Here is a 2,784-nt window from a genome sequence, read left to right as displayed (position 1 = left end):
TCGGCACCGCGCCCCCGCCCGCGCCAGTCGCCGCGGTCGCCGCCGCGCCCGTCGCCGCGCCCGCGCCCGCCGCTGCCTCCGCGCCCCCGCCCCTCTCCGTCGACGAAGCCACCCGCAGGGCCTACGTCCACGGCCGCGAGGTCGAGCTCACCCGCGTCGAGTTCGATCTGCTCGCCTGCTTGCTCGCGGCGCCGGGGCGCGTCTTCACCCGCGCGCAGCTCATCGATCGCGTCTGGGGCGACGGCTTCGCGATCACCGACCGCACCATCGACTCGCACGTAAAAGGCCTTCGCCGCAAGGTCGAGTCGGCCGGCGGAGACCCCGGCTTCATCGAGACCGTGCGCGGCGTCGGGTACCGCGTCACCGACAGGCCCGCGGCGCCTCCGCCGGGCACCCCGGATGCCCCGTGATTCGCCTCCTCGTCGCCGCAGCTTCGGCCGTTGGCCTCATCCTCCTCGTCGCCTACGTCGCCTCGCGCCTCGTCCGCGCCCGCACCCGCGGCACGAGCATCCGCCTCCAGGTCTTCCTCGCCCTCGCGGGCATCGTCGGCGCCTTCGCGTTCGGCCTCGGCATCCTCGTCCTCGACCGCATCGAGGCGCGCGCCACCCTGCTCGCCGAGGACGCCGCGCGCGACGAGGCCGCCGCGATCGCCGCCGTGGTGGGCGGTGAGCTCGACGCCCGCGGCGCCTCCCTCGGCGACGTGGGCGGCCGCATCGCTCGATCCGCCGATCCCGACGCCCTGCACTTCTCGCTCCTCGATCCCGCGGGCCACCCCGTCTTCCGCGCGGGCCCGGCGCGCGGCGAGCGCGGCACCGTCTTCGTCACGGCGCCGATCCTGGTGCAGAGCCACGTCGTCGGTCAGGTGGAGGTCGTCAAGCCGACCCTCGTCATCACCCGCACCCTCACCGACTTCGCGCCCACGGTCCTCGCGATCAGCCTCGTCCTCGGCGCGGCGGCCGCGGCGGCGGCCGTCCTCATCGGCCGCTCCATCGCCCGGCCGATCGAGGCCCTCACCGACTTCGCCGTCCGTGTCAGCGAGGGCGAGCGACGTGCGCCGCCGCCCCCGGCGTTCGGCCGCGAGGTGCAGCGGCTCTCGCGCGCCATCGACTCCATGCGCCGCCAGCTCGAAGGCCGCCCCTTCGTCGAGACGTTCGCCGCCGATCTTTCACACGAGCTCAAGAACCCGGTGGCGGCGATCCGCGCGAGCGCCGAGGTCCTCGCCGACGGCGCGCTCGAGGAGCCGGAGGAGGCCGCGCGTTTCGTGGGCCGCATCCAGCAAGCGACGGAGCGCATCGAAGCGCTGCTCGGCGATCTCTTGAATCTCGCGCGCATCGAGGCGCGTGGCGTCGAGGACGCCGCGGTCGTCGACCTCGACAAACTCGCCCGAGACGCGGCGTCGCAGGCCCGCGAGCGCGGCGCGATCGTGCATGTCTCCACGACCGGCGCCGTCACCGTCCGCGGCAGCGCGCTCTGGCTCTCGCGGGCCATCGAGAACCTGCTCGACAACGCCGTCACGCACGGCGAACCCGGCGAGGCCATCCATGTTTCGCTCCTGCGCGAAGGCGACGAGGTGCGCTTCATCGTCCGGAGCCACGGCCGCATCCATCCTCACGTCGCCGGCCGTCTGTTTCGTCGGTTCGTCACGACGCGCGTGGAGAACGGCGGCACGGGCCTCGGCCTCGCAATCGTGCGTGCGATCGCCGAGGCCCACAGCGGCTCCGCGGAGTGCGCCGAGAGCGGTCCGCCCGAGGTGTCCTTCCGGATCACGCTGCCCGCTGCGAAGATTCTGTAACAGAATCCACACAATCTACCGATCTCTTCGTGGGCGTTCTCCACGGAGGCTCCACGAATGCACCACGGCGGTTCCGTGGACGTGGGTGGTTGCATGGTGCATCCTCAGGCCGCACGTCTCGAAGGTATCCCCATGAACGAACGATCGTCGCTCCCTCGTCACATCGCGCTCATCCTCGACGGCAACGGCCGCTGGGCCACGTCGCGCGGGCTCCCTCGGACGAAGGGACACGAGGCCGGGTCGCAAAAGGTGCGGCTCGCAGTGCGCGCCTGCCACGAGCGGAAGATCCCGGTGGTGACGCTCTACGCGTTCAGCGCGGCAAACTGGAACCGCCCAGGCGAGGAGGTGGGGAACCTGATGCGCATCTGCCGCGAGTTCGCCGAGGAAGCACACGACGATCTCGTGGCGCGCGGCGTGCGCGTGGTCGTGGTGGGCGACATCGACGACGAGGTGCCGACGGCGACGCGGAAAGCGACGGAGAAACTGATCGCAGACACGTCGGATGGGACGTCGATGACGCTGGCGCTCGCGCTGAACTACGGCGGTCGTCGCGACATGGTGAGCGCGATGCGAGCCGTGGCAGCGCAAGCGCGGGCGGGTCTACTCCTGCCGGAGGACATCGACTCGCACACGATCCGGCGGTTCCTGAGCACGAGCGAGCTGCCAGACGCGGATCTCGTGATCCGGACGGGCGGGGAGCAGCGGCTGAGCGATTTCCTGCCGTTCGAGGCGGCGTTCGCAGAGCTGTTCTTCACGGACACGCTCTGGCCGGACTTCTCGGAGGCGACGCTCGACGAGGCGCTCGCGTTCTACGCGCGAAGGCAGCGCCGCTTCGGTCGAACGGACGAACAGGTCCGGCGCACGGCGGAGATCTGAGGCGCGCGCGGGGCTTTGCCCCGCACCCCAGCAGGGGGCTGTCCGCCCCCTGCACCCCGGACCAGCGCAAGCGCTGGACTCGGGGTCGATGAACTGCGCGATGCGCAGTTCATCGA

Annotated in this window: 3 protein-coding genes; all 3 read left to right on the top strand. The window is 71.8% G+C overall.

Features of this window, described 5'->3' with window-relative positions:
• Window positions 1-410, top strand: a 410-nt coding sequence (locus QHF83_RS53130; protein WP_282425852.1) for a winged helix-turn-helix domain-containing protein, incomplete at its 5' end; no start/stop codon positions are given.
• Complete coding sequence (locus tag QHF83_RS53125) at window positions 407-1,792, top strand: histidine kinase dimerization/phospho-acceptor domain-containing protein (RefSeq protein WP_282425851.1); 1,386 nt, start codon at window positions 407-409, stop codon at window positions 1,790-1,792. The genes QHF83_RS53130 and QHF83_RS53125, both read left to right, overlap by 4 nt.
• Window positions 1,793-1,924: 132 nt before the next feature.
• On the top strand, window positions 1,925-2,668 hold the full coding sequence (uppS, locus tag QHF83_RS53120) for a polyprenyl diphosphate synthase (RefSeq protein ID WP_282425850.1): 744 nt from the start codon (window positions 1,925-1,927) through the stop codon (window positions 2,666-2,668).
• Window positions 2,669-2,784 lie beyond the last annotated feature (116 nt).

The organism is Polyangium sp. 15x6, assembly GCF_029960785.1.
GTDB lineage: Bacteria > Myxococcota_A > Polyangia > Polyangiales > Polyangiaceae > Polyangium.
Note: the sequence above shows the minus strand (reverse complement) of the source record. Positions and strands in the feature narration are given on the sequence as shown.

What these genes read in the sequence shown, in the direction of transcription:
- uppS (WP_282425850.1), top strand. Translation starts at nt 1,925, where the DNA reads ATGAACGAACGATCGTCGCTCCCTCGTCACATCGCGCTCATCCTCGAC.